This window comes from Streptomyces sp. NPDC008086 (assembly GCF_042957325.1).
In the GTDB taxonomy this organism is placed as follows: domain Bacteria; phylum Actinomycetota; class Actinomycetes; order Streptomycetales; family Streptomycetaceae; genus Streptomyces.
Genome location: NZ_JBIBIA010000005.1, coordinates 336557 through 360029, shown reverse-complemented (window position 1 = coordinate 360029; position 23473 = coordinate 336557). Strand labels below are relative to the sequence as shown.

The 23473-nt window shown below is 73.4% G+C and carries 23 protein-coding genes; 12 read left to right on the top strand and 11 right to left on the bottom strand.

What is annotated here, in order from left to right:
* Positions 1-68: 68 nt before the first annotated feature.
* Positions 69-710, bottom strand: a complete 642-nt coding sequence (locus ACFZBP_RS19535; RefSeq protein ID WP_391414584.1) for a DUF998 domain-containing protein — start codon at positions 708-710, stop codon at positions 69-71.
* Positions 711-930: 220 nt separating this feature from the next.
* Here ACFZBP_RS19535 and ACFZBP_RS19530 point away from each other — a divergent pair, with 220 nt between their 5' ends.
* Positions 931-1419: a hypothetical protein gene (locus ACFZBP_RS19530; RefSeq protein ID WP_383448710.1), complete on the top strand. Its 489-nt coding sequence runs from the start codon at positions 931-933 to the stop codon at positions 1417-1419.
* On the opposite strand, the gene ACFZBP_RS19525 is transcribed toward ACFZBP_RS19530, so the two are convergent.
* Positions 1388-1792: a hypothetical protein gene (locus ACFZBP_RS19525; protein WP_391414581.1), complete on the bottom strand. Its 405-nt coding sequence runs from the start codon at positions 1790-1792 to the stop codon at positions 1388-1390. The genes ACFZBP_RS19530 and ACFZBP_RS19525 overlap by 32 nt on opposite strands.
* A 155-nt stretch (positions 1793-1947) precedes the next feature.
* On the opposite strand from ACFZBP_RS19525, the gene ACFZBP_RS19520 reads away from it, so the two are divergent.
* The gene (locus tag ACFZBP_RS19520) at positions 1948-2103 is read left to right on the top strand and encodes a hypothetical protein (protein WP_383448707.1); all 156 of its coding nucleotides are present in this window, start codon (positions 1948-1950) and stop codon (positions 2101-2103) included.
* Positions 2104-2118: 15 nt separating this feature from the next.
* Here the strand turns inward: ACFZBP_RS19520 and ACFZBP_RS19515 are convergent, their stop codons facing one another.
* Positions 2119-3276, bottom strand: a complete 1158-nt coding sequence (locus ACFZBP_RS19515; RefSeq protein WP_391414579.1) for a SpoIIE family protein phosphatase — start codon at positions 3274-3276, stop codon at positions 2119-2121.
* Between the two features lie 373 nt (positions 3277-3649).
* Here ACFZBP_RS19515 and ACFZBP_RS19510 point away from each other — a divergent pair, with 373 nt between their 5' ends.
* The 3 genes from ACFZBP_RS19510 to ACFZBP_RS19500 all read left to right on the top strand — a co-directional run bounded on the left by ACFZBP_RS19510 (position 3650) and on the right by ACFZBP_RS19500 (position 9417).
* Entirely contained in the window at positions 3650-4153 is a 504-nt protein-coding gene (locus tag ACFZBP_RS19510) for a hypothetical protein (RefSeq protein ID WP_383448703.1), read from the top strand.
* A 162-nt stretch (positions 4154-4315) separates the two neighbouring features.
* Positions 4316-4546 carry a response regulator transcription factor gene (locus ACFZBP_RS19505; protein WP_062725213.1) on the top strand — a complete coding sequence of 77 codons (231 nt, stop codon included), beginning with the start codon at positions 4316-4318 and terminating at the stop codon, positions 4544-4546.
* A 122-nt stretch (positions 4547-4668) separates the two neighbouring features.
* The gene (locus ACFZBP_RS19500) at positions 4669-9417 is read left to right on the top strand and encodes an aminotransferase class I/II-fold pyridoxal phosphate-dependent enzyme (RefSeq protein ID WP_391414576.1); all 4749 of its coding nucleotides are present in this window, start codon (positions 4669-4671) and stop codon (positions 9415-9417) included.
* 29 nt (positions 9418-9446) lie between these two features.
* Here ACFZBP_RS19500 and pgm read toward each other — a convergent pair whose 3' ends face one another.
* The gene (pgm, locus tag ACFZBP_RS19495) at positions 9447-11087 is read right to left on the bottom strand and encodes a phosphoglucomutase (alpha-D-glucose-1,6-bisphosphate-dependent) (RefSeq protein WP_383448697.1); all 1641 of its coding nucleotides are present in this window, start codon (positions 11085-11087) and stop codon (positions 9447-9449) included.
* A gap of 114 nt (positions 11088-11201) precedes the next feature.
* On the opposite strand from pgm, the gene ACFZBP_RS19490 reads away from it, so the two are divergent.
* Both ACFZBP_RS19490 and ACFZBP_RS19485 read left to right on the top strand, forming a co-directional pair.
* Positions 11202-11903, top strand: coding sequence for a methyltransferase domain-containing protein (locus ACFZBP_RS19490; RefSeq protein ID WP_391414573.1), 702 nt, complete (start codon positions 11202-11204; stop codon positions 11901-11903).
* A gap of 191 nt (positions 11904-12094) precedes the next feature.
* Positions 12095-12994, top strand: a complete 900-nt coding sequence (locus ACFZBP_RS19485; protein ID WP_383448693.1) for a S1 family peptidase — start codon at positions 12095-12097, stop codon at positions 12992-12994.
* On the opposite strand, the gene ACFZBP_RS19480 is transcribed toward ACFZBP_RS19485, so the two are convergent.
* A complete protein-coding gene (locus tag ACFZBP_RS19480) occupies positions 12988-13665 on the bottom strand; it encodes a helix-turn-helix domain-containing protein (RefSeq protein WP_391415105.1) in 678 nt (225 codons plus the stop codon). The genes ACFZBP_RS19485 and ACFZBP_RS19480 overlap by 7 nt on opposite strands.
* A gap of 93 nt (positions 13666-13758) precedes the next feature.
* Here ACFZBP_RS19480 and ACFZBP_RS19475 point away from each other — a divergent pair, with 93 nt between their 5' ends.
* On the top strand, positions 13759-14193 hold the full coding sequence (locus ACFZBP_RS19475) for a hypothetical protein (protein WP_383448691.1): 435 nt from the start codon (positions 13759-13761) through the stop codon (positions 14191-14193).
* A gap of 54 nt (positions 14194-14247) precedes the next feature.
* On the opposite strand, the gene secD is transcribed toward ACFZBP_RS19475, so the two are convergent.
* The 4 genes from secD to ACFZBP_RS19455 form a co-directional block, all read right to left on the bottom strand.
* Positions 14248-16503: a protein translocase subunit SecD gene (secD, locus tag ACFZBP_RS19470; protein WP_391414570.1), complete on the bottom strand. Its 2256-nt coding sequence runs from the start codon at positions 16501-16503 to the stop codon at positions 14248-14250.
* Between the two features lie 82 nt (positions 16504-16585).
* Positions 16586-16999 carry a hypothetical protein gene (locus tag ACFZBP_RS19465; RefSeq protein WP_383448687.1) on the bottom strand — a complete coding sequence of 138 codons (414 nt, stop codon included), beginning with the start codon at positions 16997-16999 and terminating at the stop codon, positions 16586-16588.
* A gap of 4 nt (positions 17000-17003) precedes the next feature.
* Positions 17004-17684 carry a response regulator gene (locus ACFZBP_RS19460; protein WP_391414568.1) on the bottom strand — a complete coding sequence of 227 codons (681 nt, stop codon included), beginning with the start codon at positions 17682-17684 and terminating at the stop codon, positions 17004-17006.
* Positions 17685-17686: 2 nt separating this feature from the next.
* A complete protein-coding gene (locus ACFZBP_RS19455) occupies positions 17687-18637 on the bottom strand; it encodes a histidine kinase (protein ID WP_383448683.1) in 951 nt (316 codons plus the stop codon).
* Between the two features lie 317 nt (positions 18638-18954).
* On the opposite strand from ACFZBP_RS19455, the gene ACFZBP_RS19450 reads away from it, so the two are divergent.
* The 4 genes from ACFZBP_RS19450 (at position 18955) to ACFZBP_RS19435 (ending at position 21198) form a co-directional block, all read left to right on the top strand.
* On the top strand, positions 18955-19266 hold the full coding sequence (locus ACFZBP_RS19450; RefSeq protein WP_383448681.1) for a TraR/DksA C4-type zinc finger protein: 312 nt from the start codon (positions 18955-18957) through the stop codon (positions 19264-19266).
* 46 nt (positions 19267-19312) lie between these two features.
* Positions 19313-19687 (top strand): TraR/DksA C4-type zinc finger protein, encoded by a 375-nt coding sequence (locus ACFZBP_RS19445; RefSeq protein ID WP_391414565.1) that lies wholly within the window; start codon positions 19313-19315, stop codon positions 19685-19687.
* Positions 19684-20508 (top strand): rod shape-determining protein, encoded by an 825-nt coding sequence (locus ACFZBP_RS19440; protein WP_391414563.1) that lies wholly within the window; start codon positions 19684-19686, stop codon positions 20506-20508. The genes ACFZBP_RS19445 and ACFZBP_RS19440 overlap by 4 nt, the downstream gene beginning before the upstream one ends.
* A gap of 120 nt (positions 20509-20628) precedes the next feature.
* Positions 20629-21198 carry a hypothetical protein gene (locus tag ACFZBP_RS19435; RefSeq protein ID WP_391414561.1) on the top strand — a complete coding sequence of 190 codons (570 nt, stop codon included), beginning with the start codon at positions 20629-20631 and terminating at the stop codon, positions 21196-21198.
* Positions 21199-21267: 69 nt separating this feature from the next.
* On the opposite strand, the gene menC is transcribed toward ACFZBP_RS19435, so the two are convergent.
* Both menC and ACFZBP_RS19425 read right to left on the bottom strand, forming a co-directional pair.
* Positions 21268-22407, bottom strand: a complete 1140-nt coding sequence (menC, locus tag ACFZBP_RS19430; RefSeq protein WP_391414559.1) for an o-succinylbenzoate synthase — start codon at positions 22405-22407, stop codon at positions 21268-21270.
* Positions 22404-23411 (bottom strand): chorismate synthase, encoded by a 1008-nt coding sequence (locus ACFZBP_RS19425; protein WP_391414557.1) that lies wholly within the window; start codon positions 23409-23411, stop codon positions 22404-22406. Before ACFZBP_RS19425 ends, menC begins: the two co-directional genes overlap by 4 nt.
* Between the last annotated feature and the right edge of the window lie 62 nt (positions 23412-23473).

The following is a 23473-nucleotide window of genomic DNA, read 5'->3' as shown; positions in this document are numbered from 1 at the left end:
ACGGCCTCCTGACGCACGTACCGCTCCAGGAGTCGGGCGACGCGGGCCGGGAGTTCCCGGAGGCGGTCTCAGGCGGCTCCGCCGCGGCGGCGTTCGGCCCGGTTCGGCTCCTGCGGGGAGGGTTCCTCGGGGTGGGAGTGGCGCAGGCAGGAGGCGACGACCACGCAGGGCCACAGGGACTGGAAGGCGGTCACCAGGCGTTCGGCGACTCCGTAGGCACCGCCCTGATGCATTTCGATCATGAACCAGGCCGCGGTGACCAGCATCAGCGCGGTCGCCGTGAGGGACGGCACGGGCCGCAGCCCCCAGGGCGCGGCGCGACGGCGGTCGGCGGCCAGCACCGGCCACACCGCCAGCAGCGCGAAGCCGACCGCGGCGGCCGAGCCGTGCCGCAGGGAGCCCCCACTGCTGGGCGGGGGGACGAGGGCCACGGCGAACGCGGCCGCTCCTCCCGCGCCCAGGGCCAACCGGCCCGGCAGCGCGGCCGGGCGCAGTCCCAGGGCGGTGATCATGTGGCAAACACCCAGGGCGGCGAGCGCCCCGGTCATCACCCAGAAGCCGGCGGCGCCGTAGGCCGCCAGGACACTGATCGTCTGTGTGGCGGGGTCGTAGGCGGGCCCTTCGAGCAGCGCCGCGATCGTCCAGCCGCCGATCAGCACGACAGGCGCACATCCCGACGAAAGCAGAGCCCATCTTGGGACAGATCGCATTGAACCACCGTAGAACGCGCCCCGGGCCCGTCAGCCGCTGCCACGCATACGCCGCGTCGTGGACCGAACAGCGCTGCGCTATTCGAACAAATCCACCGCAAACGCCACACTGCGCCACCCCTTCCGGCGCATAGAAATATCCACCAGCATGAAGGGCCCTGCCCGGGCAGGCAGACGGACGGGCGGGTGGGTGGGGTCGGCGAGTGCTGGGGGTTGGGACATGCAGCGCATCATGGGGAAACAGGCCGTCGAGTGGCTCGCCGCGGCCGCCGCGGATCCTCGGTCGTGCAAGCAGCAGTGGGACCAGGGCGCGGACGCGGTGCTGCTGGAGGCCGGGCGGCTCTGGGACGTGCTCAGCGTTCCCGAACACCTCGGCCTGGGCGCCCTGGATCTGCTGAGACGGGCGCACCCCAGGTCGTCGGGGCCCGTCCTGGTCAACAGCGGGGCGCGAAGAGTCGGGTTCTTCCTGCCGCCCGATCCCGTCAGCGAGTGGTTCGGGCCCGGCGTGCGCCATGTCGGCAGGGGGTCGTGGGTCGCCGTGCCGCCGCCGTACCAGTCCGCCGGGTGGCGGCTGGAGTGGCTGCTGCCGCCCGACGGGACCGGCGCGCTGTACGACCCCGCGGTCGTGGAACGCGCGCTGCGCGCGGCCGGCGGGGCCCGTGCCGAGCGGACGCGTTTCAGTCGGGCGGGCGCGGAACGGCGACGCTGACGCGTCCGTTCCGGCCGCTCCACTCCCACAGGCCCTCCGGTCCGGGAAGGCCTCGGGGGACGACGACGGCCGGTACGCGTTCGGCGGCCCCGCCCTGCCGGTCACTCACCGGTTCCGCGTCGACGGCCCGGGCCGGCCCGGCGAACCTGCCGACCGCCCAGGAGGTGACGGTCTGCCCTTGTCCCTCGCCGGCGCCCACGGCGTCCCGCCAGCTGTCGCGGCGCTCGGGCACCGCCCGGCCCTTGGCGTGCCACTCGGCGACCAGCGCCGCGTAGATCGACGGCTGGCCCCGCAGGCCGGTGGCCGGTACGACGTACGACGCGGGTGCGGCATCGCCACCGAGGACACGCCGCGCCGGCTCAAGTCTGTCCATGCCGGGGCAACGCCGTGGCGTGCGCCGGTGGTACGCCCGCCGCCCCCGCGACCACCCAGTCGAGTGAGACCGTCCCCCGAATGGAGCCATGGAGTGCTCCGTCCCCCCGTCCCTCCCGACATCGTCAGCCCTCGATCGAGACAGGAGCCGCTTCCATGGACCGCAACGACAGCGACGAGACCGCCGACTGCCCGTGGTGCGCCGCACTGAGTGAGCCGAGCCCGTCACCGACGACGCAGCCGTCCGTGACACCGGGCCGACGGCACGACCCGTACGTGTCGGGGACACAGTACGACGGCGACGACTGGTGACACCTGGCGCGACGGTCACTGCTCGCGCTCCTCGTCGGACCGCGGGGCGCGCTGGTGGAGCTGGGCGGCGAGTACGGCGACGTCGTCCTCGGCGTGCCGGGCGTCGAGGTGGGCGAGCGCCGTGTCGATGATGTCCTCGACCCCGGCGGCGGAGGCGAAGCCGACTCCGGCCAGCCGGTCCAGCGACTGCTCGATGTCCTCGCCGCGGTGCTCGACGAGTCCGTCGGTGAAGAGCAGCAGCGTCTGGCCGGGGTCCAGCCGCCAGGTGCCCGGCTCGTAGCCGCCGAGGCCGGTTCCCAGGGGCGGGCCGACCGGCACCGGCAGCAGTGCGGCACCGCCCTCGGCGTCGATCACGGCCGGGGGCAGATGGCCGGCGCTGGCCAGGGTGACCTGACCGCGGCCGGGGTCGACGCGGGCGATCAGACAGGTGGCGGGCCGGCGCTCCGGTTCCGCGGCGGCGGTGTCGTCGAGCCGACGCAGCACGCGGTGCGGCGGGAGGTCGGCGGAGGCGATGTAGCGCAGTGCGGAGCGGTACGCGGTCATGTCCACGGCGGCTTCCAGACCGTGGCCCATGACGTCGCCGACGACGAGCAGTGTGCGGCCGAAGTGCAGCCGGACGGTCTCGCACCAGTCGCCGCCCACCAGGGCGCTCTGCCCGACGGGCAGATAGCGGATGGCCACGTCGAGGTTCGGGTGCGGTCGGCCGGGCTCGGCCAGCAGCGCCCGCTGGAGCTTGCCGACGACGCCTCGGACGCGGTCGTGCTCGCGGGCGTGCCGGATGTGGGAGGCGGCACGTTCGGCGAGGAGGGCGAGCAGCTCGGTCTCCGCCCGGGTGAACGGCGCCCGGTCGCGGGCGCAGACCAGCACGCCGTAGGAGTGGCCGTGGGTGGCCAGGGGGACGCGGACCGCCGGTCGCGCGCCGCCGGACACCGGGCAGGGGGTCCCGTCTCCGTCCGAGTCGGCCGCTTCCCGGGCCGCCGACTCGGCCCACGGCACGGCAGGCAGCATTCCCGGGTCCCCGTGGACGGCCTCGCCGCCGACCGGCAGCACCGCCGCCGTGCCGCCCGTCCGCCCGGCGGCCTCCCTGGTCAGCTCCGCGCAGGTGGTGTCCTCGTCCAGCGTGGTGCCGATCCGGGCCAGCGCCGTCCCCATCGCCGTCGGCCGGGAGGCCACGCCGAGCGCCTGCTCGGGTGTGCCAGGGGACGCGACGGGACGTGCCCTCGACAGTCTGTGAAACGGCTGGAACCAGCGCACCACACCCAACACCCTAAAGGGTGACAAAACCGCCCAGAGTGCGGGCGAGGCCGGGCGTCGGCTGGGCAGCCGGGAGGGCGGCGGGGGGCGGGCGTGCACACGGCCCAGGCGCGGGACGCGGACGGACACGGGGAGCACAGGGGCGCACGCGCCGCATATATCTGCCGGTTTGGCGCGCGGGCGCTCACCCCATACGGGGAATTGAGCCCCCGCCGTATGGCCGCGACACCGGCCACCCGGTGCACTGAGGCCTCCATCTCTCGGTCGTCGGCGCACCACAGGGAGGCTTTTCATGGCACTCACGGAGTGGACGAAGTCAATGGAGTGGCTGGCAGCGGCATCGGAGGACCCCGGCGCCTGCAAGCAGGAGTGGCAGAACGGCAGCACCGGGGTCGCGCTTCTGGCCGCCGGACGGTTCTGGGACGTGCTGATCGTGCCGGAGGAACTCGGGCTGCGCGTCTCCGACCTTCTGGAGGAGCTGCCCCTGCTCGACCGCGGCCCCTGCCTCCTGGACACCAGACGGCGCAACGTCGGCTTCCTGCTGCCCCCGGAGCCGCAGACCGTGTGGATCGGCACCGGCGTACGCCTGCTCGGCCCGGGCACCTGGATCACCGCCCCCGCCCCACACTGCCGCTGGGGCGCCCTGCGCTGGCTCGTCCCGCCGGACGGGACCGGGACCCTGAACATGCCCGAGGTCCTGGAAATGGCCTTACAGCGCTGCGCGAGCGAGTTGTCCCGCACCCAGGGGCACCCCGCGCCGGCCGCGTGCGCCGCGGGGGGCCGCGTACGGCCCTGACCGGCCCGGAGGCGTCGCTGTGACGCGGCTGTGACAGTCGACGGACAGCGCCATGACGTCCACCGGCCAAGGTATTGGAAACGGACAAATTGCAGCTTTCGGACATCCATCGCTTCCGGTGATGTGAGCGGAGATGACCGAGTCGATCTGTCAGAGGACCCCATGAGCTTCACCATCACCACCCCGCACGACGAAGCCACCGCCCCCGCGCTGGCCCCGCGCGAGAGGGAGACGCTCCAGCACATCGCCCGAGGCTGCACCTACCTCCAGGCGGCCCGGCTCATGGGACTGTCCAAGCACACGGTCGACGCCTACCTCCGCCGTATCCGCGCCAAGCTCGACATCAACAGCACCGCCGAGCTCACCCGGACGGCCATCGCCCTGGGTCTGTGACCCCGTCCGTAACCCCCGCCGCCGCCCCGCGTCAAGTAACGAACAGCCGGGGCTGGGGCGTTCGTCCCCGGCGAGGGACGGTTGCAGTCCACCCCCCACGCACAGACCCGAACAGGTTCCCCATGAATGACATCGCCATCGTCGGACTCGGCTGCCGCTTCCCCGGAGCCGCGGACCTCAGGGCGTACTGGAAGCTCCTCCTCCGTGGGGAACGGCAGTTCACCGCGGTCCCGAAGGACCGCTGGAACCACGACACGTTCCACCGGCCCGGTGACCCCCAGGCCCCCGACAGCGCGTACACCGACCAGGTCGCCTTCCTCCGGGACGTGGACCGCTTCGCCGCCGCGCACTACGGTCTGCCGCCGCGTCGCGCCGAGGCCATGGACCCGCAGCACCGCCTGGCGCTCGACGTCACCCGTGAGGCCCTGGACGACGCCGGGCTGGGCCGCGGCGGGTTCGACCGGGAGCGCACGGGCGTCTTCTTCGGCGTCTCGGTGTCCGACTACCGGGAACTCGCCACCGCACGTCTCCGGGCCCTCGGGCTCGCCGACGGATCGCTCGGCCTGGCCGCCGACAGCGACGCGCTGAACGCGCTCCAGGACAGTGCCGCGCGGGACCTCCCGCCCATCGGCACCTTCACCATGCCGGGCGTCCTGCTCAACATGGCGCCCGCCGCGGTGAGCCGGCACTTCGGCCTCGGCGGCCCCAGCTTCACCGTGGACGCCGCGTGCTCCAGCTCGCTGGTGGCCCTCGACCACGCGGTGGCGCAACTGCGTCGCGGTGCGTGCGCGGCCGCGGTCGTCGGCGGGGTCTACCTCAGTCTCACGCCGGACAGCCTGGTCGGCTTCTCACGGCTCGGCGCGCTGTCGGCCGCGGGGGTGTGCCGTCCGTTCGACAGCAGGGCGGACGGCTTCGTGCTCGGCGAGGGGGCCGGTGCCGTGATCCTCCGCCCGCTGCAGGACGCCCTCGTCGACGGCAACCGCGTCTACGCCGTCATCAAGGGCGTCGGTTCCGCCAACGACGGCGCCTCTACGGGACCGCTGACGCCGAGCGCCGAGGGACAGCTGCGTGCCATGCGCGGCGCGTTCGACGACGCGGGCCTGTCTCCGGACGCGGTCTCCTTCATCGAGGCGCACGGGACGGGGACCAGCGTCGGTGACCGCGCGGAGGTGGAGGCGCTGCGCCGACTGCGCACCGAGGGCGGGGACCGGGGCCCGGGCGTCTGCTACCTCTCCTCCGGCAAGGCCCTCATCGGGCACTCGCTGTCCGCGGCCGGCATCGCGGGCCTGATCAAGACTGCCCTGGTGGTGCACCACCGGACGGTGGTGCCGCAGCCGGACGTCATCCCCCACCCCGAGCTGGGACTGGACGCCGCCGGCCTGCGCGTGGCCGACACCGCGCGGGCGCTGCCGCGAGCGCGGTCGACGGGGGCCGGACCGGTGTGCGCGGCCGTCAGTTCCTTCGGCTTCGGTGGCACCAACGTGCACGCCGTCCTCCAGCAGGCACCCACCTCGCCCTCCGTCCGGCGGCCGTCGCTCTCGCCCCGGACGCACGGCGACAACGCCGTCCGGGACGCCGAGCCCCAGCTCGCGCTGATATCGGCGGGCAGCCCCCAGCTGCTGCGGGAGCACATCGACGACCTCCTCGACCACCTGGAGCAGCGGGGCGCCATGCCCGCGGTGTCGATGGCGGCGCTGGCCCACACCCTGGCCGGGCGCGAGCCGCTGCCGAGCAGGCTCGCGATCGTCGCCGGCGACACGGCCGAGTTCACCGAACGGCTGCGCAGGGCACGCCGGCAGCTGGCCGAAGGGGCCCGGGGCGACCTCGGTGACGGTGCCTTCGCCGCGGACGCCCCGCTGCGGTCCGCCGCCCGCCGGATCGCCTTCGTCTACCCCGGCCAGGGCAGCCAGCGCCCCGGCATGATGCGGGAACTCCACGAGCGGTATCCCGACTTCCGCGACGCCGTCGACGCCCTCGGCGCAGAGGCGCGGCGGCACACCGGCGTCGACCCGGCCGACCTGCTGTACGGGCCGACGGCGGACTCGGCGAACGAGACCGGCCTCAGGCGCCGGCTCGCCCCCACCGAGGTGTGCCAGCCGCTGCTCGGCACCGTGCAGCTCGCCGCCACCGGGCTGCTGGCGGCGAGCGGCGTCGTCCCGGATGTCGTACTCGGCCACAGCGTGGGCGAGTTCGCCGCCGCCGCGACGGCCGGTGTCCTCCCGGCCGAGGAGACCGTGGCCCTGCTGGCCCGGCGCGGCGCGGTCCTGCGGGACGCGGAGGGCGAGCCGCGCGGTTCGATGCTCGCCGTGCAGACGGACGAGGAGACCTGCCGACGGCTGGTCGAGGATGTCCGGGACGTGTGGGTCGCGTGCTTCAACGAGCCCCGGCAGACGGTGGTCAGCGGCAGCAGGGAAGCCCTCGACGCGCTACGGCGCCGCTGCGCCGAGGCCGGCATCGCCACGCGGGCGCTGGAGGTCTCCAACGCCTTCCACTCGCCCCGGCTGGCGGCGGGCGACGAGGCCATGCGCGCCGACCTCGACGGACGGCCCCTCGCCAAGCCCCGCCTGCCGCTGGTCTCCTGCGTGAGCGGGACCGTGTGCGACGACCCCGACGAGCTGCGCCGGCTGTGGTCACGTCACGCCTGCGCGCCGGTCCGCTTCAGCGACGCCGTCCGCAGTGCCTACGACGCGGGCGCCCGCCTCTTCGTGCAGGTGACGGGCGGCAACTCGCTCCTCTCGGCGGTGCGCCGCAATCTCGCCGGGCAGGACGACGTCCACGTCGTCGCCGTCGACAACCCCGCGCCGGACGCCCAGCGCGGCTACCTCGGCGCCCTCGCCCGCCTCGCCGTCCTCGGCGTCGACGTGGACGTGCGGCAGCTGATCGAGCCGGCCGACCGCCAACTGCTCAACCTGCCGATCGCCCGGCTGGAGACGCGGTCCTACTGGTGGGGGCCCCGGCCGACCGCGGCGGCCCCCGGGACCCGCACTGCGCCGACCACCCCTACGACCCCGCCCACCCCGCCGATCCCCGCGGCCGCGCCCCGCCCCCGGCCGTCCCTCGCCCCGACCAAGGACCACCCCATGCAAGAACTGCTCGACCTGATCCAGCACCAAGTGACCCTCCTCGGCCGCCTCGGCGAGGCGCTGACCGACGCGACCCACCGGGATCCCGCCCAGCCGGCCGAGGCCGCCCAGCCAGCCCAGCGCGTCGAGCCCGCCCGGCCCGCCGCCGTCGCCACCGAAACCGAGGCGGTGCAGGACGCGGTGTTCGAGCAGATAGCCCGGATCAGCGCGTTCCCCGCGAGCGATCTGCACGCCGGTCAGCGGCTGGTGGACGACCTCGGTTTCGACTCGCTGATGCTGACGGACCTGTTCACGTCACTCAAGCGGCGCTGGCCGTCGCTGACGGTCGACGAGAGGTGCGCCCGGCCGACGGTCGGCAGCGTCACGGCGCTGGTGCGGGAGGCGGCGATGCCCGGCCCGTCGGCCGACCCGATCCGGCTGCCCCGGCCGGCCGACCCCTCGGTCCCCGAGCCCAGGCACGCCGAGCCGAGGCACGCCGAGCCCAGGCACGTCGCACACATCGCACCGACGCACGCCGAGCCGACCCCCGCCGCGTCCCCGCCGCCAGTCGGCCTGCTCCCGCAGGACCAGACCCGCATCGACCGCTTCCCCGAGGTGACCGCACACCAGGAGCGCATGAGCCTGCTCGACCGGCTCGACCTGCCGAACCCGTACCTCCGCGTGCACGAGGGCGGCATGACGGACACCACCGTCGTGGACGGCCGTGAGCTGATCTCCTTCTCCGGCTTCAACTACCTGGGGCTGGCGAGCGACCCGCGGACGACCGAGGCCGTGGAGGAGGCCGTCGCCCGGTGCGGTACCTCCGCGTCCGCCAGCCGGCTGCTGTCCGGCAGCCGCCCGCTTCACCTCGAGTTGGAGCGGGAACTCGCCGACACCCTCGGCACCGAGGACGCGATCACCCTGACCAGCGGCCACGCCACCAACGTCACCGTCATCGGCCATCTCGTCGGGCCGGACGACCTGATCGTCCACGACTCGCTCGCCCACGACAGCATCCTCCAGGGCTGCAGGCTCTCCGGGGCCACGCGACGGCCCTTCCCGCACAACGACGCCGCCGCCCTGGACGCCCTCCTCACCCGGATCCGGCACCAGTACCGCCGAGTGCTCGTCGTCGTCGAGGGCGTGTACAGCATGGACGGCGACATCGCCGACCTGCCCGCGCTCATCGACGTCAAGCGGCGGCACGGCGCGCTGCTGATGGTCGACGAGGCGCACAGCATCGGCGTGATCGGCGCCACCGGGCGCGGTATCGGTGAGTACCACGACGTGGACCGCGGAGCCGTCGACCTGTGGGGCGGCACGCTGTCCAAGGCGCTGGCCGGGTGCGGCGGCTACATCGGGGCCGGCCGGAGTGTCGTGGAGTACCTCAGGTACACCGCCCCGGGCTTCGTCTACAGCGCCGGCATGACTCCCGCCAACGCCGCCGCCTCCCTGGCCGCGCTGCGCACGATGCGTGCCGAACCGCAGCGCCTGACGCGGCTGCGGGAGAACTCCGCGCTGTTCGTGAGCCTGGCGCGCCGGGCCGGTGTCGACATCGGCGCCAGCCACGACTCGCCGATCGTCCCCTGCATCGTCGGGGACTCGGCGAGGACCCTCCGGCTGGCCGAGGCGCTGTTCCGGGAGGGCATCAGCGTCAACCCGATCCTCCACCCGGCCGTGCCGGAGGAACTGACCCGGCTGCGGTTCTTCGTCACCTGCGCACACACTCCGGACCAGATCCGCCGCACCGTCGACGCACTGCGACGGCACCTGCCGTACGCCGACACCGCCACGGCCGCGGCCGCCTGAGACCGGACGGCGGTCCCGGACGGGCCGCGTCAGCCGCCGAGCGCCGCCAGCACCACGGACCTGGCCTCCTCCTGGACCTGGCGCAGATGGTCCGGGCCGAGGAACGACTCGCCGTAGATCTTGTAGACGTCCTCGGTGCCCGAAGGGCGGGCCGCGAACCAGGCGTTGGCGGTGGCGACCTTGATGCCGCCCAGGGCGGCGCCGTTGCCGGGGGCCTCGGTGAGGACCGTGGTGACCGGCTCTCCGGCGAGGGTGTCGGCGGTGACCTGACGCGGGGACAGCTTGGCGAGCAGGGCCTTCTCCTCGCGGGAGGCCGGGGCGTCGACGCGTGCGTAGGCGGGGGCGCCGAAGCGGTCGGTGAGCCCGGCGTAGTGCTGGGAGGGGGTCTTGCCGGTGACGGCCGTGATCTCGGAGGCGAGCAGGGCCAGGATGATGCCGTCCTTGTCGGTGGTCCACACCGAGCCGTCGCGGCGCAGGAAGGACGCGCCGGCCGACTCCTCGCCGCCGAAGCCGAGCGTGCCGTCGGACAGGCCGTCCACGAACCACTTGAAGCCGACGGGGACTTCGACCAGCGGCCGGCCGACGTCCGCGGCGACCCGGTCGATCATGCTGGACGACACCAGCGTCTTGCCGATTCCGGCGCCCGCGGGCCACTGCTCGCGGTGCGAGAAGAGGTACGAGATCGCCACGGCCAGATAGTGGTTGGGGTTCATCAGGCCCGCGTCCGGTGTGACGATGCCGTGCCGGTCGGCGTCGGCGTCGTTGCCCGTGGCGATGTCGAAGCGGTCGCGCTGCTCGATGAGGGAGGCCATGGCGTACGGCGAGGAGCAGTCCATGCGGATCTTGCCGTCCCAGTCGAGCGTCATGAAACGCCAGGTGGGGTCGGTGAGCGGGTTCACGACCGTGAGGTCGAGGCGGTGCTGTTCGGCGATCCGGCCCCAGTAGGCGACCGAGGCGCCGCCCAGCGGATCGGCGCCGACGCGCACGCCGGCGGACCGGATCGCGTCCAGGTCCAGGACGTTCGGCAGGTCGGCGACGTAGGCGCCGAGGAAGTCGTGGCGGCCGGTGCCGGGGGCGGCCAGGGCGCGCGCGTAGGGGATGCGGCGTACGTCCTTCATGCCGCCGGTGATGATCTCGTTGGCGCGGTCCTGGATCCAGGAGGTCGCCTCGGAGCCGGCGGGGCCGCCGCTCGGCGGGTTGTACTTGAAGCCGCCGTCGGCGGGCGGGTTGTGCGAGGGGGTGACCACCACGCCGTCGGCGAGGGCGGACGTGCGCGACCGGTTGTGGGTGAGGATCGCGTGCGAGACGGCCGGGGTGGGCGTGTATCCGTCGGCCTGGTCGATGAGGACCGTCACCTCGTTGGCCGCGAAGACCTCGAGGGCCGTGATCCGGGCGGGCTCCGACAGGGCATGGGTGTCGGCCCCGAGGAAGAGGGGGCCGTCGGTGCCCTGGGCGGCGCGGTACTCGCAGATGGCCTGGCTGGTGGCGGCGATGTGGTCCTCGTTGAACGCCGCCGCGAGGGACGAGCCGCGGTGTCCGGAGGTGCCGAACGCCACCCGCTGGCCCGGTTCGGCCGGGTCGGGGTGCAGTGCGTAGTACGCCGTGACCAGGCGGGCCACATCGATGAGGTCCTCGGGCCGGGCTGCCTGCCCCGCTCGCGCGTCCTGCATTTCCCCGCTCCTCCGCACAGCTCGACCGTTGGGTACGGCCCTCATTCTCCCCTGCCCGGGCCGTCGGGACGCGCATCGGGCCGCCGTTGTGGGACGCGTCCGACGGGTGCGACGATGCGGGCCGACGAGCGGAGGGACACCGACGTGGGACACGACGCCGTGGGACACGAGGACGTGACGCGCCAACGGCCGCCTGCCGCCGTGCTGTTCGACGCGCTGGGCGCCGACTACGAGAAGGCGTTCGGCCGTGCCCCCGCGCATCTCGCCGCGCTGGAGTGGCTGATCGAGCGGCTGCCGCCCGCCGCGCGGACGCTGGACGTGGGCAGCGGCACCGGGCGGCCCACCGCGGCCGCGCTCGTCGGGGCGGGCCACTCGGTGCTGGGTGTGGACGTCTCCCCCGTCATGGTCGAACTCGCTGCCCGTCAGGTCCCCGAGGCCGAGTTCCGTCAAGGCGACGTCCGGGAACTGTCGTTCGAGGCGGACTCGCTGGACGGCGTGTGCGTGTTCTTCTCGCTGCTGCAGATGACGCGGGCCGAGCAGTCGGCGCTGACGCGGCGGCTGGCCCTGGCGCTGCGGCCCGGCGGGCATCTGGTGCTGGCCACGGTGCCCGCCGACGTGGAGGACTTCGAGGTGGTCTTCATGGGACGGCCGGTCCGCGCGACCAGCTTCGCCGAGGAGGACGTCGTCGGCATGGTGGAGGCGGCGGGGCTGACGGTGCTGTCCCGGCACAACGCCACTTTCACGCCGGACCACCCCGGCGGCGGGCCCGAGCCCCACCTGTTCCTGTACTGCCGCCGCGACGAACCCGGCCGCTGAGACGCTGCCCGGACCAACTGCCTTCTCCTGTCCGCCCCTTCGGCCGAAGGCCACCTACCCCGACCGGGCGCGGCCGGACACACTGAGACGTCGGCCGGCCTCGACGCGGCGTCGACGGGCAGCCCGTGGCCGCGTCCCGCGCTGCCGTGCGCCATCACTCGAACCTGCCCTACCGTCCCCGGGAGACTCCAGTGAGCACAGTGCGCCGTACCCCCGCCAGACGCCGTTCACGGCTGATCGCCTCGGTGGTGAGCCTGCTGGTGGCGGCCGCTCTCGCCATGTCCGTCACCAGCGCGGCCGCCGCGCCCTCGGCCGACGCCGCACCGTCCGCCGCGTCGGTGACCGGAGCGGCCTCGGCCGTCGAGTCCCTGGGCATCGCCGGGACGACCTGGACCGTCGACGAACGCACCGGGAAGCTGCGCGTCCTCGCCGACTCGACGGTCTCCGGCACGGACCTGGCCAGAATCCGACGGGCCACCGGCCACTTCCCGGGTGTCGCGACCCTCGAACGGCTCGACGGTCGGCTGCGCACCCTCCTCTCGGGCGGCGACGGCATCTACGCGGCAGGTTGGCGCTGTTCGGCAGGGGTGAACGTACGCAGCGGCTCCACCTACTACTTCGTCACCGCGGGCCACTGCACCGAGACCCTGCCCACCTGGTACACGAGTTCCGCCATGACCACCACGATCGGCACCACCACCGGCACCAGCTTCCCCGGCAACGACTTCGGCGTCGTCCGGTACTCCAACCCGTCCGTGCCGCACCCCGGCACCATCGGAACCGTGGACGTGACCGGGACCGCGACGGCCTACGTCGGTCAGAGCGTCTGCCGTCGGGGCGCGACCACCGGGGTCCACTGCGGCGTGGTCACCGCGCTCAACGCGACCGTCAACTACCCGGACGGAACCGTCTCCGGTCTGATCCGGACCAACATCTGCGCCGAGCCGGGCGACAGCGGCGGTCCGCTCTACGCCGGCGACAAGGTGGTCGGGATCCTCTCCGGCGGCTCCGGGAACTGCGCGTCGGGAGGGACCACCTACTACCAGCCGATCCAGGAGGTGCTGAGCGCCTACGGGCTTTCCGTCTACTGAGCCGTCGGTTCCAGACGGACGCAGCAGTGGCCGGCCCCGGGTGCCAGACAGGCCTGGCGGCCGTGCTCGTCGAGGCCTTCGAGGACGCCGCGGAGCAGGTGGAGGTTCATGCCGCAGACGGTCTGGGTGTGTGCGCGGGCGAGCGCGTGGAAGGGGCAGTTGGCCAGCACGATCGCGTCACCGTCGTAGCGGGGTTCGAAGCCGTAATCCTCCAGGAGATCGAACACGCCCCTGTGCTGCCCGGCCAGCTGGACACCGACCTCGTGGGCCTTGCGGTGCAGGACGGACCGGACGGGTTCGCCGGTGGCCTCGGACTCCTCCAGGGCCTGCGCCAGGAGCCGTCCGGCCAGCTCGTACTGCCGCTCCGGAAGGTTGACGGTGACCTGCTTCGCGGAGCGCCGGTACAGCTTGGCCGGTCTGCCCGCTCCCGGGCCGGTGCGGCCGCTGCGCCGTTCGTAGACGACGTCGAGGAGTGACTCGTCCGCCAGCCGGTCCAGGTGGAAGGCCGCCGTCTGGCGCGCGAGCCCGAGCGCGGCGGCGGCCTCGTCACGGCTGACCGGTGCCTGCTGGCGCACGACATGGTCGTACAGCCTCCTGCGCGTCGGCTCGTCCAGAGCGGCGACGGCGGAGACGTCGGGGCGGCTGGGTTCGTTCGGACGGTCCACGAACACCAGTGTAAAACCCATGCCCATTGACTTAAGAACGCCCAGGCGCTTCTATCGACAGTGAGAGTTGTTGTTAGAAGACGCGAAGGAACCAACGCCATGTCCTCCACCACCACGCCCACGTCGGCCGGGCCTCGGCGAGCCGCGCTCGCCGACCCCCGCTACCAGGCATTCGTCATCCTGCGCACCGGGTTCACCGTGGCGCCGATCCTGTTCGGGCTGGACAAGTTCACCAACCTCCTCGTGGACTGGCCCGGCTATCTCGCGCCGTGGATCGACGACGTCGTTCCGGGCAGCGCCCAGGCGGCCATGTACGCCGTCGGTGTCATCGAGATCGTCGCGGGTCTCGTCGTCGCCCTGGCCCCTCGCTTCGGGGGCTGGCTGGTGGCCGGATGGCTCGCCGGCATCATCGTCAACCTCCTGACCATCCCCGACTACTACGACATCGCGCTGCGCGACTTCGGTCTGCTGCTCGGCGCGGTGGCCCTGGCCCGGCTGGCCCAGGGCTACCACCGCGAGGGACTGTCGCGCTGAAGCCACCGTCGCGACGGAAGCCTCACTCGCCCAACCCGCCGGCGATCCCGGCGGTCAGGGGCGGCGTGACGGCTTCCGGCGTGCGGTGCGGCGGTGGAGCCGGATCGCCAGGGGCGCCGCGGTGAAGACGGAGGAGCAGGTGCCGACCGCGAGGCCGATCAACAGGGCCAGGGCGAAGTCGGTGAGCGAGGAGCCGCCCAGCACAGCGAGGGCGGTGAGGATGAACGCGGCGCCCATGCCGGTGTTCACCGTGCGGGGCAGGGTCTGGAGGATCGCCTGGTTCACGGTGCCGGCGAACGGCGCCCTGGGAGCCTTGCGGGCCAGTTCCCTGACGCGGTCGAAAAGCACGACGGAGTCGTTGACCGAGTAGCCGACGACCGTGAGCAGGGCTGCCAGGAACACCCCGTCGACCGGCTTGCCCAGCCAGGCGAAGACGCCCACCAGGATCACCACGTCCTGGGCCAGGGCGACGACCGCCGCGGTGCCGAAGACCCAGCGGAAACGCACGGTGAGGTAGACGAGCTGCGCCCCGAGGGCCACGGCGAGCGCGATCAGCGCACCCTGGCGCAGCTCCTTGCCGAGGCTCGGACCGATCAGCTCGTCACGGACCTTGTCCGCGCCGCCCGCGACGTCGTCCACGGCACCGGTGACCTCGGCCGCCTCGGCGTCGGTCAACGTCCCGGTGCGCACCGTCAGGCCCGCCTCGCCCGAGGACTGCACGACGGCCCGGGGCAGTCCGGCGTCGGCGAGGGCGGTGCGGACCCGGTCGGGATCGACGGGGCCGGCGGTGGCGTACTCGATGAGGCGGCCACCGGTGAACTCCACGCCGAGGTCGACCCCACGCACCGCGATCCCCGAGCCGGCCAGCACCAGCACCGCGGCGGACGTGGCCAGCCAGCGCAGCGGACGGCGCATCAGCTGGGGGGCACGGCGGACCAGGCGGTCGCGGACCGCGCCGGTGGTGGCGATGCCGGTGAGGCGGGGACGACGGCGTACGCTCGGTCGGCTCGCCGCGAACTCGGCGAGGACGCGGCTGATCACCAGGGCGCTGAACATGGCGGCCAGCGCGCCGATGCCGAGGGTGACGCCGAAGCCGCGGACGGGCCCGGAGGCGAGGAAGAACAGCAGGGCGGCCGCGATCAGCGTGGTGACGTTGGAGTCGGCGATCGCGCTGAAGGCGTTGCGGAAGCCGGCCGCGAGCGCCGAGCGGGTGCTGGGGCGGCGGCGGGCCGCGTACTCCTCCCTCGCCCGTTCGAAGACCAGCACGTTGGCGTCCACGGCCATGCCGATGGCCAGCACGAACCCGGCCAGGCCCGGCAGGGTCAGGGTGGCGCCGAGGGCGGCCAGGGCGGCGTAGGAGACAAGGCCGTAACAGGCCAGGGCGAGGGCGGCGAGGCCGCCCAGCAGCCGGTAGACGGCGATGATGAACAGCGAGGTCAGCGCGGTGCCGATGGCGGCGGCCCAGGCGCTGGCGGCGATGGCCTCGGCACCCAGGGTGGGGCCGACGGTGCGCTGCTCGACGGTTTCGACGGGCACGGGCAGGGCGCCGCCGTTGATGAGCAGGGACAGCTCGCGGGCCTCCTCGGGGCCGAAGGAGCCCGTGATCCGGGTGGCGCCGTCACGGATGCCGGCCCGGCAGCCGACGGACGGGTCGACCTGCGGGGAGGAGATGACCTTGTCGTCGAGGACGATGGCGACCCTACGTGCCGGGTCGCCCGCCGCATGGCAGGCGGCCTCGCCGGTCAGCCGGGCCCAGCCGTCGCGGCCGGTGCCCTCGAAGCCGACGGTGACGTGCCATCCGGTGGCGCCCTGCTGGTCGAACCGGGCAGCGGCCTGCTTGACATGCTCGCCGGTCAGGGCAGCGGCCCCGAGGCGCAGGGGCGTGCCGGACTCGTCGGGCAGGACGCGTTCCCGTGGCCGCTCCGGCCGGGGGCGGGCGCTGTCGTCGGCGGTGTCGGCGGTGCCGAGCACCTGGTGGAAGGTGAGTTGCGCGGTGCGGCCCAGGACGTCGGCGGCCTTCTTCGGGTCCTGCACGCCGGGCAGTTCGACGACGATCCGGTTCTCGCCGGAGCGGACGAGGGTGGGTTCGGCGACGCCGAGGGCGTCGACCCGGCCGCGCAGCACCTCCAGGCTGCGGTCGGTGGCCTCGCTGTCGGCCTCGGCGGTGGCGGTGGAGCGGGTCTCCAGCACGATCTGCGTACCGCCGCGCAGGTCGAGTCCGAGCCGGACCGGCACGGTGATGGCGATGTACAGCGAAACGGCGAGCACGGCGAGGGCGAGCAGCGCCCGCACGCGCGGGGAACGGTTCAACGGAGCCTCCGGCAGGCACACCACCGCGGCGGCCGGCGCGGGCCGCTGCGGGGCGAGAGGGGATGGGACGGGGAAGTGGGCGTCAGGTGCCGGAGGACACCGGGGGCGCCCGCCCGCGGTCGTGGGCCGTGTGGGGCGGTGAGGTCGGCGCGTGGAGTGCCGGGGCCGGGGGCCGTACGCCGTGGGAGGGGGTGGCCGCGTCCGAGTCCTGGGCCTGGGCGAGGAGGGGGAGGCGCGGGGCCGGGTGCTCGCTGTGCGGGTCGTGGCGGGTCGCCGCCCGGGCGGCGCGGGCGGCGTCGCAGCCGTCGTCGGCGCGCGGCCCGTCGTCCCGGTGCTGTACGGCCGTCACGGGTGCGCCGACGGCCGGCGGGGCGGCGGCGCCGAGGGTGGTCAGCAGTGCCAGGAGGACGGCTGCCAGCAGTGCTACGGCGGGGGAACGCCGTACCGGCGGCGGGGTGCCGCCGGTGCCGGGGGCGCTGCGCGCGGCGTGGTGCATGTGGTCAGGGTTCGATCAGGCCGGCGCGGATGGCGTAGCGGGTGAGGTCGAGGCGGTCGCGCAGGCCGAGTTTGTGCAGGAGGTTGGCGCGGTGGCGCTGGACGGTCTTGATGCTGATGAAGAGCAGGTCGGCGATCTCCTTGGACGAGTGGCCCTCGGCGACCAGCTTGAGGACCTCCTCCTCCCGGGGGGTGAGGATCTGGTCGGGGGCCTCCTGGCCGTGGCGGGCACGGTCGAGGTAGTTGCGGATCAGCGCGGTGACCGCGCCCGGATAGAGGAACGGCTCGTCCCGCATCGCGGCCCGGCAGGCCGCGACCAGGTCACGGTCGGCGACGGACTTCAGCACATAGCCGCTCGCGCCGGCCTTCAGGGCCTGGAAGAAGTACTGCTCGTTGTCGTGCATGGTGAGCATCAGGATCCGCAGCCCGGGCTTGAGGGCGGCCAGTTCACGGGCTGCCTGGAGTCCGGTCAGGCGGGGCATGGCGATGTCCAGCACGGCCAGGTCGAGGTCGTGGGTGCGGGCCAGCTCGATGGCCTCCGCCCCGTCCCCGGCCTCCGCGACCACCTGCAGGTCGGGTTCCTGGTCGAGGATGAGCCGCACACCGCGGCGGACCAGGGCGTGGTCGTCGGCGAGCAGGATGCGGATCGCGCTCGTCCCCGCCGCGTTCGTGGTCGTCTCGGGCATGGTCAGTGCTTCCTGGATACGGGCGCGGTGAGCTGGACACGGGTGCCGGCACCGGGTGCGGGGGCGATCTCCAGGCTGCCCCCGATGAGCAGGGCCCGCTCTCGCATACCGCGGATGCCGGCGCCCTCACGGGCCGCCTCGACGCCGCGGCCGTCGTCGGTGACGGTCAGCTCCGCGCTGTCGTCGGTGTGGCGCAGGGCGACGGTGACGTGTTCGGCGTCCGCGTGCCGGGCGACGTTGGTCAGGGACTCCTGGGCGACGCGGTAGAGGACCAGTTCCGTCTCCGGCGCCAGGGCGGGCAGATCGGTGTCGAAGCGGCGGGTGATCCGCAGCCCGGTGTGGGTGGCGAAGTCCTCGGTGAGCGAGGTCAGCGCGCTGATCAGCCCCAGGTCGTCCAGCACGCCGGGCCGCAGCCGGCGCACCAGGCGACGGACCTCGTCCAGGCTCTCCCGGGTGATCTCCTGCACCTCGTGCAGATCCTTGCGCAGCGGTTCGGGCGCGTCGTCCGCCGCGCGCTTGAGGCCGAGCAGGATCGCGGTCATGGTCTGGCCGACCTCGTCGTGCAGCTCCTGCGCGATGCGGCGGCGTTCGGCCTCCTGGGCGAGCAGGGCGCGTGCGCTGCTGGTGGCCCGCTCGTGTTCGAGCCGCTCCAGCATCGCGTTGAACGTACGGATCAGCTCGGCGACCTCGCGACCGCCGGCGGCGGGCAGGCGCTGGCCGGGGCGCAGCAGGTCCACGGTGGTCATCAGCCTGGTCAACCGGTCCAGCGGGGCCAGGCCGAGGCGCAGCAGCGCGGCGTTGGCGACGAGCATGACGGCGAGGCCGCCGACCAGGATGACGGCCTCGGTGAGCAGGACCGGCACGGACACCGTCACGGGCGCCCACAGCAGCAGTGCCGTGGCCAGGCCCAGCACCACGGCGTTCAGGGCGAAGATCCGCCAGAACAACGACACCGGCCGCACGCCTCCCCTTCCACCACCTCGGTTCACCTCCACTGTCGGCCATCAGGCGGCCCACGGCGTGTGCGACTCCGGGATGCGTGACTGACCTGCGGCCAGGCTGCCTCTTCCCGAGCGCGCAGTCGATGGGCGCTGACCCCCATTTCCCCCTGCGCCCGCCACCCACGGGGCGACCGTATGGGTCACGGGCCCCCGGGCAAATGGAGCCCGCGACCGATAGGTATCGGCGGCGCGTCCGGCCAGGGTGGAGGGCACCGGGGTGGAGGACGGACGGCCACCCCGGCCGAGACGAGACGAGAAGGGCACCGATCATGTCGCTCGATGTCACCCGGGCCGAACCCCCGCTGCACGAGGCCCGCCAACGCCTCGAACACGCCCGTGTCTCCCGGCTGGCGCAGCTGCGCGCCCTCGGCGAGAGCGGGCACGGCGCGGACGATCCGCTCCTGTCCGCGCAGCTGACGGCGATGAAGCGGGTCCTCAAGGAGATCGAGGAAGCCTTCGACCGCATCGAGGACGGCACCTACGGCACCTGCGCGGGCTGCGCCAAGCCGGTCCCGGCGGAGCGGCTGGAGATCCTGCCGTACGCCCGCCACTGCGTCGCCTGCCAGCGCCGCGCCGTCTGAGAACCGTCCGTACCGACCTCCTACGCCCTGCCTCAAAAGGGGTGACGTGGTGAACCACCAGACCATCGATGAGAGCACGACGCATCTGTCGGCCGAGGACCTCGCCGCACTGCGGGAGAACCTGCACGAGCAGCGGCTGTTCCGCCAGGAGCAACTGCGCCGGCTCACCGGACCGGACACCTCCCGCACCGATGACCGGGTCCGGCGGCGGGCCGCCTCGCAGATCGAGGTCCACGTCAAGCTCGTCGCCTCCGCCCGCATGGTCCTGGCCGACGTCGAAGCGGCCCTCGCCCGGATGAACGAGGGTGTCTACGGCACCTGCCACCTGTGCCGGTGCCCCGTCGACCGGGAGCGGCTGATGATCGTGCCGCAGGCCCGGTACTGCGCGCGCTGCCAGCAGGTCAAGGAGACGGGGCGATGACCGGCACCGACCTGCTGCGCACCGGCGTCGGCCGGCACCGGCCCTGGCCGGCGTGCCGGCGCTGCTGCGGCATCGCGCTGGACATGGGCAGTGCCCGCACCCGTGCCTGGATCGCCGGCAAGGGCGTGGTCGTCGACGTGCCGACCGTGGCCTTCCCGGGGGCCGGCGCGGTGTACCCCGTCCGGCGCGGGACCATCGTCGACGCCGAGGGCTGCGCCCGGATGCTGGAACGGCTGCTCGCCCCTCGCGTGCCGCGCCTCACCCGTCCCCTGGTCATCGTCACCACTCCCGTCCTGGACGGCGTCGCCTACCGCGCCGGGGCGCGTGCCGCCGTGGCGGTGCTGGAGCCGTGCGGTGTGCTGACCGTGCCCGGCGCCCGCGCCGTCGCCGTGGCCGCCGGCGCGGACCTGTCCCGTCCGCTGCTGGTGGTGGACATCGGCGCCCAGCTCACCGAGGCGGTGCTGCTGAGCGACGGTGCCGTGACCGACGCCCACCACGCGGCCGTCGGCACGAACGACCTGGACGTCCCCGGGTCGGCGGAGCAACTCGTCGACGTGGTGGGCGCGATGCTGGCCGAGATGCTCCGCCAGGACCGCACCTCCCTCACCGTCGACGCCCTGCACCACGGCATCCTCCTGGCGGGCGGGGGCGCGCTGCGTCCCGAGATCACCTATCGCCTCACCGGCCGCCTGCACGCACCCCTGCGCGTGGTCCCGGCCCCGCACACCGCGGCCGTGCGAGGCGCCGCCCGGCTCCTCCAGTCCGCCCAGGTCCACCCCTCGACCTGCGCGCCCCAGCCACCTGTCGCCCGACCCGACTAGGCCGCGCCCCGCCCTCGGATCCGGTCGGCACCTCGCATCCGCTGCGTCCACCGCCGAAGGGAGGACCCCTTGCCCGGCCGTACACCCCCGTCGTCTCCTCCGCGGGAGCTGCCGCGGGTCATGTTCTGGCGTCTGCGGCGCAACCCCCTGCGCCGCCGCAGCGACCTGGCCCAGGCGTGGATCGGCCTCGGCCTTGCGCTGACGGTGTCGGCGGGCACTCCCCTCGCGATGTTCGTGGTCGGCGACGCGGCCCACCGCCACTACGCCCGTGCCGCCCAGCACCAGGCCGCGACACGCCACCACACCACAGCCATGCTCGTCGAGGACGCCCCGCGCCACCCCGAACCCGGCTCCGCCGAGGCGAGGAAGACCCGATACCCCACCGCCGTCCGCTTCACCGACCCCGACGGGGACACCCACACCGCCGAGGCCGACGTCCAGCCCGCCCTGCCCAAGGGCAGCACCATTCGCGTATGGGCCGACACCGAGGGAAAGGTCACCGACCCGCCTCTGACGCCCCGCCAGGTCCGCAACCACGTTATGGGCTCGGCCGTCATCGCCGCCCTCGGCGTCCACGCCGCAGCGGCCGCCGCCTACGCCACCGCGGGCCGCGCCATCGAGCGCCGCAACCTCGCCGCCTGGGACACCGCCTGGGCCGAGACGGCACCTCGGTGGACGACGTCTCCGTAACCCAGCGCGCCCAGGGGCCCGTCGTTCGGATCAGGCCCCTGGGCGAGGAGGCTCAGCAGAACCTGACGGTCAAGATCGCCCGGTCGGTGTCCGCACCGCATCGCTCACGTACAACTCCCGAGTCGCCGTCGTGAACCGGGCAAGCGCGTCCGGCAGCGGGTCGATGCCGATGCCCGGGGCGGTGGGCACGGGCAGGTGGCCACCCTGGAGGACGAACGGCTCGGTGATGTCCTCGGCGAAGTACCGGCCGGAGGCGGAGGTGTCGCCGGGGAGGGTGAAGCCGGGAAGGGCGGCGAGCGCCAGGTTGGGGGCGCGACCGATGCCCGTCTCCAGCATTCCGCCGCACCACACCGGCACACCGTGGGCGGTGGCCACGTCATGGATGCGACGGGCTTCCCGATAGCCGCCGACGCGGGCCGGCTTGACGTTGACGACCCGGCAGGCGTCCATCGCGATCGCGGACGCCGCGTCGCGCGCGGAGTGGATCGACTCGTCGAGGCAGACCGGGGTGGCCAGACGCTTCTGGAGCTGGGCGTTGGCGTGGAGGTTGTTCTCCTCCAGCGGCTCCTCGATCAGCAGCAGCCCGAAGTCGTCGAGCCTGCGCAGATGCTCGGCGTCGGCGAGCGTGTAGGCGGTGTTGGCGTCGACCTGGAGTGGGAGTGCGTCGCCGAAGCGTTCGCGTACGGCGCGCACCGGCTCGACGTCCCAGCCCGGCTCGATCTTCAGCTTGATGCGGAGATAGCCCTCGGCGAGGTACCGCTCCACATCGTCGAGCAGTTCGGGCACGGAGCTCTTGATGCCGACCGAGACCCCCGCGGGCACCCGTTCGTGGACCGAGCCGAGAAAGGTCGCGAATGACATCCCGTAGGCACGCAGTTCGGCGTCCAGGAGGGCGGTTTCGAGGGCGGCCTTGGCGAGTTCGTGTCCCTTGACGGAGGCCATGGCGGGGGCGACGGCCGCGGTCGTCGGTTCGGGCAGGGCCGCGATGCGCGGCAACAGGAAGTCCCGGATGACGATCTCGGCGCCGGCGACGAACTCCGAGCAGTACAGCGGCTCCGGGTCGGCAGCGAACTCGGACCAGCCCTCGGCCTCGTCGGTCACCACATGCAGCAGGAACGTGTCCTTGCTGGTCATCGTCCCGAATGAGGTGCGGAAGGGGGTGACGAGCGGGATGGCGACATGAAGCAGTTCAACGCGTTCGAGCTTCATTGCTGCTCCTCGCAAGCGGATCCGCAGGGGATCTCGGACGTGCCCTCGGTCGAGGTCGTGACGGTTGTCCCGGCGCCGACCCCCGCCGTCGGGAGGTCGAGGGACGGGCGGGTCAGCAGGTACCAGCCGTCGCGAGACATGGCCGTCGCGCGCAAGCCTTCTGCGTACGCATCGCTGAAGACCTCGCGCACGGCGTGCCTCCAGTCGAGCGCGAGCGCCGGGTCGGCGGCACGCAGCGCGACGATGTCCTCGGGCACCCGGCACCACAGCCTGTCCGCGTCGCTCAGCGCGAGCGGGCTGCCGTCCGGTGCCCGGCGAACGACGTCGGCGGCGGCGCGGCCGTCGGCGGAGTCGTCCCTCCGCGTGGTCCCCGTCACCAGGTCCCACACAACGGTCAGCCGGTCGCTCTCGTCGCCGTTGTTCACGCCGTCGCTCATCGGCCCGTAGAAGTCGACCAGGTACTCGCTGCCGACGGCACCCAGCTTGACCAGGTTGAAGCGGGCGTTGCGGCTGACCAGCGGGTCGAAGGTCCAGCGCATGGTGGTGGCGCCCCGCTCCAGCGCCCACAGCCGCTGCGCCTGCTTGACCGCGAAGCCGACCCCCCGGCCGGAAGCGGTCGCCGCCGCCACGAACGAGTACACGTCCCGCTCGGCAGGTGGCCCGAACACGGCCACCGCCGCCCCGACGAGCCGTTCGCCCGACGGCACGGCGGAGTACGCCGCGTGCACCGCACCACCGGCGTGCGCCAGGCTGCGCAGCACCTCCGAAGGGTAGGGCGGGCTGGCGCGCGACGTCTGCCACACATCGGCGAAGAAGTCGGCGACGGCACGGATACCCGCCACGTCGTGCACGGTACGGACCGTGACCCCGGCCGTACGGGCTGCTCCTTCGCCGGCGCGGGCTGCCTCCGCGATGCTGCGGGCCGTGTCCCCCACAAAGGCGCCCCCGTTGGGCGTACCGTCTGCCGCCCCGGACCCGGCGGCGGAGATCGTCACAGGTGTCATGCCTCGAGTCTCCGGGGCCACACGCCGTAGGCCATTGTCGTCAGGCACAATGAGATTCCGTA

Bases quoted from the DNA above. Each gene is read 5' to 3' on its own strand.
- ACFZBP_RS19535 (WP_391414584.1), bottom strand. From the start codon at position 710: ATGCGATCTGTCCCAAGATGGGCTCTGCTTTCGTCGGGATGTGCGCCT.
- ACFZBP_RS19530 (WP_383448710.1), top strand. From the start codon at position 931: ATGCAGCGCATCATGGGGAAACAGGCCGTCGAGTGGCTCGCCGCGGCC.
- ACFZBP_RS19525 (WP_391414581.1), bottom strand. From the start codon at position 1,792: ATGGACAGACTTGAGCCGGCGCGGCGTGTCCTCGGTGGCGATGCCGCA.
- ACFZBP_RS19520 (WP_383448707.1), top strand. From the start codon at position 1,948: ATGGACCGCAACGACAGCGACGAGACCGCCGACTGCCCGTGGTGCGCC.
- ACFZBP_RS19510 (WP_383448703.1), top strand. From the start codon at position 3,650: ATGGCACTCACGGAGTGGACGAAGTCAATGGAGTGGCTGGCAGCGGCA.
- ACFZBP_RS19505 (WP_062725213.1), top strand. From the start codon at position 4,316: ATGAGCTTCACCATCACCACCCCGCACGACGAAGCCACCGCCCCCGCG.
- ACFZBP_RS19500 (WP_391414576.1), top strand. From the start codon at position 4,669: ATGAATGACATCGCCATCGTCGGACTCGGCTGCCGCTTCCCCGGAGCC.
- pgm (WP_383448697.1), bottom strand. From the start codon at position 11,087: ATGCAGGACGCGCGAGCGGGGCAGGCAGCCCGGCCCGAGGACCTCATC.
- ACFZBP_RS19490 (WP_391414573.1), top strand. From the start codon at position 11,202: ATGCGGGCCGACGAGCGGAGGGACACCGACGTGGGACACGACGCCGTG.
- ACFZBP_RS19475 (WP_383448691.1), top strand. From the start codon at position 13,759: ATGTCCTCCACCACCACGCCCACGTCGGCCGGGCCTCGGCGAGCCGCG.
- ACFZBP_RS19465 (WP_383448687.1), bottom strand. From the start codon at position 16,999: ATGCACCACGCCGCGCGCAGCGCCCCCGGCACCGGCGGCACCCCGCCG.
- ACFZBP_RS19460 (WP_391414568.1), bottom strand. From the start codon at position 17,684: ATGCCCGAGACGACCACGAACGCGGCGGGGACGAGCGCGATCCGCATC.
- ACFZBP_RS19450 (WP_383448681.1), top strand. From the start codon at position 18,955: ATGTCGCTCGATGTCACCCGGGCCGAACCCCCGCTGCACGAGGCCCGC.
- ACFZBP_RS19440 (WP_391414563.1), top strand. From the start codon at position 19,684: ATGACCGGCACCGACCTGCTGCGCACCGGCGTCGGCCGGCACCGGCCC.
- ACFZBP_RS19435 (WP_391414561.1), top strand. From the start codon at position 20,629: ATGTTCTGGCGTCTGCGGCGCAACCCCCTGCGCCGCCGCAGCGACCTG.
- menC (WP_391414559.1), bottom strand. From the start codon at position 22,407: ATGAAGCTCGAACGCGTTGAACTGCTTCATGTCGCCATCCCGCTCGTC.
- ACFZBP_RS19425 (WP_391414557.1), bottom strand. From the start codon at position 23,411: ATGACACCTGTGACGATCTCCGCCGCCGGGTCCGGGGCGGCAGACGGT.